Source organism: Pedobacter sp. JCM 36344 (assembly GCF_046546555.1).
Classification (GTDB): Bacteria; Bacteroidota; Bacteroidia; order Sphingobacteriales; family Sphingobacteriaceae; genus Pedobacter.
The window spans coordinates 1-7,797 of record NZ_JBKHKK010000028.1 but is presented as its reverse complement, the minus strand read 5'-3'; the positions used below and the strand labels follow the sequence as shown (position 1 = coordinate 7,797).

The 7,797-nt window shown below is 35.2% G+C and carries 5 protein-coding genes; all 5 read right to left on the bottom strand.

The genetic code is table 11. The features are described from left to right. Nucleotides 1-210: 210 nt before the first annotated feature. The gene (locus ACHFIZ_RS17600; protein ID WP_410888237.1) at nt 211-3,222 is read right to left on the bottom strand and encodes a type I restriction endonuclease subunit R; all 3,012 of its coding nucleotides are present in this window, start codon (nt 3,220-3,222) and stop codon (nt 211-213) included. Nucleotides 3,223-3,268: 46 nt separating this feature from the next. Next, nucleotides 3,269-4,576, bottom strand: coding sequence for a restriction endonuclease subunit S (locus tag ACHFIZ_RS17595; protein ID WP_410888235.1), 1,308 nt, complete (start codon nt 4,574-4,576; stop codon nt 3,269-3,271). Next, nucleotides 4,563-5,156 carry a hypothetical protein gene (locus ACHFIZ_RS17590; protein WP_410888233.1) on the bottom strand — a complete coding sequence of 198 codons (594 nt, stop codon included), beginning with the start codon at nt 5,154-5,156 and terminating at the stop codon, nt 4,563-4,565. Before ACHFIZ_RS17590 ends, ACHFIZ_RS17595 begins: the two co-directional genes overlap by 14 nt. Nucleotides 5,157-5,158: 2 nt before the next feature. Continuing rightward, the gene (locus tag ACHFIZ_RS17585; RefSeq protein WP_410888231.1) at nt 5,159-6,244 is read right to left on the bottom strand and encodes a PD-(D/E)XK nuclease family protein; all 1,086 of its coding nucleotides are present in this window, start codon (nt 6,242-6,244) and stop codon (nt 5,159-5,161) included. Further along, nucleotides 6,244-7,797, bottom strand: a 1,554-nt coding sequence (locus ACHFIZ_RS17580; RefSeq protein WP_410888229.1) for a class I SAM-dependent DNA methyltransferase, incomplete at its 5' end; no start/stop codon positions are given. The genes ACHFIZ_RS17585 and ACHFIZ_RS17580, both read right to left, overlap by 1 nt.

Genomic DNA, 7,797 nt, shown 5'->3' with positions numbered 1-7,797 from the left:
AAAGGCGAACATTCGTAACTTTAAGCAAGAAGATCAAAAGTCAAAAAATCAGTGAAGCGCAGATTATAGCTACGCTCAATTAACACGAATTAGGAAAATGGCGACAGATATTTGCCATTCAACATTGGTTTAGTAACAATCCAAACTTAAATAAGTCTGCCTAATAACTTTTTATTTCACTACATTCCAGAGTGCGCACAAACGAACTTATCACGCGTGATTGAATCGATCATAAACTTTTCTCAACATATAATCTCTTACCAATCCACCAAATTCCTTATCATCCATCATTTTCGAAAAGATATCTTGATTTTGTTCCATCCTACTGATAGCTTTGTCCATATAGACATCATCAAAACCGTACTTAAAGTTTTCTATGGTATTAGCTTGAGCTTGCTGTCTTAGTTTTTCGTCAGCATAAAGTTCCTCTTCGATGGCATTGAAAAATAACTTGTCTGCATCATTGAATGCAGTTGAAAATCGCTTATTTAAAACATCAATAATTTCAGACAAAGCTGCTTTTTCATCTTTCTTCATTCTGATACCTGATTCAATTTCGCCATCCAAACCAAACTCGCCCATCGGTTCCATTAGAATATGAGTGTCAGCAATGCGCTGTAGCCTGTAATATTCTAATGAAACCTCGTCACCAAGCTTAAATTTATCATTACTACTCCTAGGTAGCCGCCTCAAAAGATAAGTGCAATAAGTAAATAGCTTCTCTAGATTCACATCCGTAAATGGCATAATCTGCGTTAGAAAAGCATACAATCTAATGAAAGATTGCACTGAATTCTTAAAATCTTCTTGTGTAGACTGTGTACTCAGCAAATCATTTTTGCCTTGTTCTACCGGCAATTGTTTAAAACGATCAACTGCTGGGTCGGTTAGCGAGTAAAGTTTCTTTTGCTCTGCGACTTGTAAAGAACTCATCGACTTAAAGTAAACATTACAGAAAATATCAACCTCACTATCCCAAACTACTTGAGCTTTCTTGATTTCGTGCTCCAGATTATATAAATGATTGGGGTCTGTGGAGGTTTCTACTGTTGTTAGCTCGTAATAGGGCTGAAACGAAGCTAAGATATCTTCGGTATCATTTACGAAATCCAACACAAAAGTATCCTGTTTACCAGGATGCATTCTATTTAAACGCGACAAAGTTTGTACTGCCTTAACACCTGAAAGTTTTTTATCTACATACATGGTATGCAGTAATGGTTGGTCAAAACCTGTTTGGTATTTATCGGCAACCAATAGGAGCTGATATTCATCGGTTGCAAATTTCTGCGGAAGTTCTTTTTCCTTAAAGCCATTTATTTCTACTTCTGTTACCCCATCTGGGAAAGCATCTGTTGGTACCTTGCCAGAAAAGGCAACAATCGTTTTGATGTCATCGTACTCCTTGACTTTCAAATACCGATCGAATTCTTCCTTATAGCGAACTGCATGCAAACGAGAACCCGTTACTACCATCGCCTTTGCCTTGCCACCAATTTTCTTGGAAACGATTTGGCGAAAATGCTCGACCATTACTTCCGTTTTTTGAGACAAATTATGTGGATGCAGAGATAAAAAACGAGCAATTGCTGTGGATGCTTGTTTTTTATTTATTTCAGGATCGTCTTCAATTTCTTTCGATAGCTTAAAGAATGTTTTGTAAGTGGTGTAATTATTCAACACATCTAAAATAAAACCCTCTTCAATGGCTTGTTTCATTGAATAAACATCAAAAGGTTTTGGTTTGCCTTTGGCATTGGGTGTGCCAAAAACTTCTATAGTTTTTGCTTTTGGAGTTGCTGTAAAGGCAAAGAAACTAAGGTTTTCTTGTTTGCCTCTTGCCTGCATTGATTTTCTAATTTCATCCTCGGCATCATCATCCAAACCACTGATGTTTTCTTCTTCAGCTGCATCTTCTAATGATTTATAAGCCAAAACTTCTTTTAGCTTCTTACTTGCCTCGCCGCCTTGCGATGAATGCGCCTCATCGATAATTACAGCATATTTCCGATTGGGCAATTCGCCAATTTTATCGAGTACAAAAGGGAATTTTTGCAGAGTAGTTATGATGATATTCGACTTCGATGAAATGGCGTCTGCCAGTTGTTGCGAATCTTTATCTATTTTCTGCACCACGCCAGGTTTGTGTTCAAACTGGTAAATGGTATTTTGCAATTGATTATCGAGTACCTTTCTATCGGTAATAACGATGGTAGAATCAAAAACGCGCTCGTTTGCCGCATCATGTAAACTCGATAATCGGTACGATAGCCAAGCAATGGAATTTGATTTACCCGAACCTGCAGAATGCTGTATTAAATAATTTTGTCCTGCACCATACTCCTTAACATCATATTCCAATCGCCTTACTACTTGCAATTGATGGTAACGTGGGAAAACCATGCTTTCTCTTTTCTTGGTGATGCCCCCAAACTCATATTCCTCAACACTTAAATGAAGAAATTTGCCTAAAATATCCATAATGCTATCCTTTGCCCAAACGTATTCCCACAAGTAAGCTGTTTTGTAGCCGTCTTTATTGTTCGGGTTACCTGCGCCGTTATTAAAACCTTTATTAAACGGCAGGTAACGGGTGTGTTTGCCAGCCAGCTTTGTAGTCATGAAACATTCATCGGCATCTACTGCGAAGTGCACCAATGTGCGTTTTTTGAATTGAAAGATGGGTTCGCAAGGTTCTCTATCATAAACATATTGCTTCTTAGCATGACTAATATTTTGCCCTGTGAATTGGTTCTTAAGTTCGATGGTAGCCACAGGCAAACCGTTCAAGCTTAAAACTATATCTAAACTATTATTACCCTTGCGTTCATAATACAATTGGCGGGTTACGGTAAGCTGATTACTATCGTAAAGCTTAGCCGCCGAAGTATTAAGCGTAGATTCGGGTTTTAGATAGCCCATTTGAAATTTAACTCCATAATCGGTAAAGCCATTGCGAATAATATCTAAAGTGCCGCGTAAATCCAGCTCTTTAAGCAAGCGGTCTAATACTTTCTTCTCTATATCGTTTTTATGGATGATGGAAATTTTAGCCCATTCTTTTGGTTGGGATGTTTTTAGGAAATTGGTAATATAAGTTGGGAACAAGCCTAGGCTAACATCAAAATCGGCTGACTTACCTTGGCTATAACCGCCTTTGTTTATTAATGACTCTTCTATTGCCGATTCGAAAGTATGCTCGGTATGGATTCCGCTCGCCATAATTGAAATTATTGATCTATGTTACGTCGTGTGTTGAACTTGTTCGTTAAATATTTGTAAGTGTTTCCGTATTCCCGGTAATGAAGTCAGCTATAACTTCTTCCCGGACATCTACTTTACCTGTTACTACTTCCGAAATTAATGCCATTTTGTATTCTTTTAAAAGTCCGATTTCTTGATTAAGCTTTCCAGTAATTTCGTGAAACCTTCTTATTGAAATATCAACTTCTTTAACGATTTTTTCTTGCTCTTCTAAATCGGGAAAGATTATTTCAAGATTGTTTATTTTCTCCTGAGATATAGCAGGCGTACTACCGCCAGCAGTGTAGATTTTAAAATAGCTCTGAAAATATGTTGATGTCATTATATGATATAAAAATTTTGGAACCATTTTAATTTCTTTCAGGACAATTAATTGAGGATTTAAGGTCATTCTTGGTTGTTTTTTAGGAACAATGGCTATTTTTCCGATGGTAGAACCTGTTTTAACGACAAGAATATCTTCTTCATATACCTTTATTTCTGGAGATTCTTCATATTTCACCCAGGATAAGTATGTACAGTCACTAGAAATGTCCAAAATATGATTCTTGATATTTGATGGACTTAAAGAAATAGCTCCTTCTCCCTCTTTTACCAAATCTTGAACAGTGTACCCCCTAAAGCCTATCCTTCCGATTATTTTACAAATAAATTTGATCTTACTTAATTGCCAATGTTCAGGCACTTCTCCCAACCATTCCACACCACTATCTTTCATCGGCACATTTGGGTTTAAACCTTTTGTTACCGCCTGGCTAATCATGGTTGCTTGCTCTTCATTTAAGAGCTCAATTAACTTATGCTTATCATTGATAAGTTTATCTATCTTAGTAGCTTTCTGGTCTAGATATTTGGCGATTTGATACTGTTCTTTAAGGGTTTTTGGGAGCGGAAAAGCTATATTATTGAGGGTCTCACGGGACATACTAGGAATAGCTGAACCATATTTATAAAGCTCAAAATTTATTGTAGTACACAAATAGAAAAAAAACCTTGGATTCGTCACTTTAAAAATATCAGTATAAAAAACTGTATCTACAGACCAAAAAGGAGTGTCAACATACCTTGGCTTGTCTATAGTTCCTTTTCTTCCTAATAAAACTGAAGGCCCTTTATGTAAATATTGATTTGTTTTTCCAAATTCACCTCCTGTGCCAAAAATTGGATAGATTCCACTTTCATCAATAATATCTTTTTGGTCTTGACCACCACAAATTTTCGCAATAAATTTGATTCGTGAAACTTTCCACTCTAAAGGAATTTCACCAATGCCTTCTACTCCTGAATCTTTATATTTATCATACCTCTTCATTCGATAGATTATTATATCGTGACAGATATTTCCCAAATCCCCACATTGCCTCATCCCAATGTTTATGATTCTCTATTTGAGGCTTCAGACTGTTGAAATAAGTGAGGTAATTTTCGTAATGCGCTAATTTCTTCTTATCATTTGATGGAATCTCTACAATTGTTTTCTTAACCAAATAATTATGGGCTCTAAACACATGCATATCGTAAATAGGAAATTTTTCTCCATCAATGATGTGGGTTAAAAATATTAGCCAAATAGCTGAAGTAAGTTTTGGAGTAATTTGTCGAACATCGTCAATAGAAACAATTCCTCTAATCTTTAAATTATTTATCTCATGCAAAAAACTGCCTACTTTGCTATTAAATGCTTTCTGCTTCAATCCAGAAAGGATGGAGCCATTTTTCCATTCAAAAAGTAATTGTAGGTCTTGAAGATCAAGTAGTTCCTTGGCAATTGGCTTTAAGTAGTATTTTTCTTCTTTATCAGGATAATTATAATAAGTGCGCCAATATGCAATAAATGATTTAAAATCTGTTTCCTTAAAACTGGGTATCGGGAAGTAGTTTGTGTCTTCCATTTTTAAGATATTTTTTCATTAAGTAATTGAGTTACTTCCTTGCGTGCAGCATCAAAGTCTTTTTCTAAAATATTAATTATCACATTAGAAAAATTTAAAGTGTATTCTGGATTGAACTTATAATCTTTTTTCAAAAAATGTATATATGGCATTGGACTAGTATGATGTGATAAGTTTTGATATTTATCCTTAATCGTATCTATTACATGTTGTTGAACGTCGTCGCTAATACCATGCCCCTCTAAGATTATTCTAAAAGTTGCTTGACTGGTAAGCCAGTTTTTGAAAAAAATAGCGTAATATAAAATAGTACCTTGAACATTTTTAAAATAGAAAGATCTCCGTTCTTGTGAATTTTTACTTCCAATGTTAAAGTCCAACTTTTCAGCAACAATATTAACCTGATTGGCAAGGTATGACGCGGCATAGTCCTTTATTTGAGCTAGCTCATTAATTTTATCAGAATGATTAAAATAAAATTCCAGTTTCTTTTTTTGAGTATCTGTCATATAAAACGTGTTGATGTTTTCTATATAATCTTTTAAATAGACAATGTATTTCTGGTTAGCAATTAAAAGATACCTGCCCAAATTTTGAAGAACTTTTGTACAAAGCTGCTGATGTGTAACATTTGTAAACTTATCATTTTTAATCGTTAATGAATATAGGCTTAGCACTATACCAATTTTACGGTTATCGGCAATTTCTTCGTAATGATTCCAATAATCATTGAGATCATTATTGAGCAGGTGATAAATCTTATTTTCAATGATGATAACTTGATCTTTATCAAGGGACAATATTGCTAGGTCGATTCTCTTATTGTTTTTAGTTTTTACTTCTCGTTCGATCTTCCAATCTATCAACGAAACGTTTTTTTTATCAGGAATAAGTTCTAGCAAAGAAGTAAGAAAAAGATCAGAAAAGCCATGTTCCTCAGTAGAATCAAAGAAAAATTTTAAGAGATTGCTATTTACATTTTCATAATGTGGCATCCCAGCAATATCAAGAAAGTTCTTTTCTCTTTTTGCTTGCTTAGCAAATTCTTTGTTCAGTAATTCACTGTACTCTAATTCTAACCCTACCATTAGGCTATCACCTCATTAATCAAACCTAAAGTTTCTTGTTCCAAAGCCATAATGTCATTACGAATATCGGCTAAACTACGCAAGGGTTTGTATTGGTAAAAGTATTTGGTAAAGTTAAGCTCGTAACCAATTTTGGTTTTACTTTCATCTATCCATGCATCTGGTACATAGGGCAAAACCTCCCTTTTTAAATAAGCTTGTATATCATCTTTTAAAGGAATGTTTTCGGTATCTCGTAAACTACTATCAGCTTTTGGTACACCATTTTTATCCAGTTTAATGTTTCCTTTGGCATCGCGTTCAGGTCGCTCAACAGTAACTTTGTTATAGCCAAAATCTTTGTTATCAAATATTTTACTGTAATTATTAATTATAAAGTCCCCATAAGTTTCGGTGATGTTTCTAATGTGACTTGCCGATAGTTCATTACGTTTATTACCTAAAGATTTACTCATTTTTTTGAATGAATCTACAGCATTAATGAGTTGTATTTTGCCTTTTCTGTTTTTAGGTTTGTGGTTAGAAATTAGCCAGATGTAAGTGCTAATGCCGGTATTATAGAAAAGCTGATTTGGCAAAGCAATTACAGCTTCCAACATGTCGTTTTCTATTATCCATTGCCTTATACTCGATTCGTTTTTGGTGGCACTTGGGCTACCCGAAAACATGGGAGAACCATTAAATACAATAGCTAGGCGAGAACCCTCAGGTTTCATTTTTGAAATGAGGTGCATCAGAAATAAAAATGAGCCGTCGCTTGTAGAAGGTAAGCCTGCACCAAAGCGCCCACCATACCCTTTTTCATCATGTTCGGCTTTTACTTTTTTGGCTATTTTTTCCCATTTTACACCAAAAGGTGGATTTGTAATTAAATAATCAAACTGTTCGCCCGCCAAATGGTCTTCAGAAATGCTATTGCCTTTTTTTATGTTAACTGGATTTTGCCCTTTGATTAACATGTCAGATTTACATATCGCATAAGATTCAGGATTCAGCTCCTGGCCAAATACCTCAAGCCGGGCGTCAGGATTAAGCTCATTCAAATATTCTTCCGCCACACTTAACATGCCTCCTGTACCTGCACAACAGTCGTATATCGTTTTTACAATACCTTTCTTTGTTAGGATATCATGATCGTTTAAGAATAGCAAGTTGATCATCAATCTAATAACCTCACGAGGTGTAAAATGCTCTCCAGCTGTCTCATTTGAAATTTCAGCGAATTTTCGAATTAACTCTTCGAAAAGGTAACCCATTTCCATGCTGCTTACTTTATCCGGATGCAAATCAATTTCTTGAAAACGTTTAACCACCATAAATAAAAGGTTGTTATCATCCATACGGTTGATTTGGTTTTCAAACTCGAACTGTTCTATTATCTCCCTAGCTTCGGCAGAAAAACCATTTATATAATCACGCAGGTTAGCGGCGATATTATTTGGGTCAGCAATTAGTTTATCAAAATCAAAATTGCTCCTGTTATGGAAGCTGTAACCTGCAACCTTATTTAAAATAGGGTCAATATTTTGAATCTTCATTACAGTCGCTTGTTC

Excerpts from the sequence above, each read along its gene's own strand:
- ACHFIZ_RS17600 (WP_410888237.1), bottom strand. The coding sequence starts at position 3,222 with ATGGCGAGCGGAATCCATACCGAGCATACTTTCGAATCGGCAATAGAA.
- ACHFIZ_RS17595 (WP_410888235.1), bottom strand. The coding sequence starts at position 4,576 with ATGAAGAGGTATGATAAATATAAAGATTCAGGAGTAGAAGGCATTGGT.
- ACHFIZ_RS17590 (WP_410888233.1), bottom strand. The coding sequence starts at position 5,156 with ATGGAAGACACAAACTACTTCCCGATACCCAGTTTTAAGGAAACAGAT.
- ACHFIZ_RS17585 (WP_410888231.1), bottom strand. The coding sequence starts at position 6,244 with ATGGTAGGGTTAGAATTAGAGTACAGTGAATTACTGAACAAAGAATTT.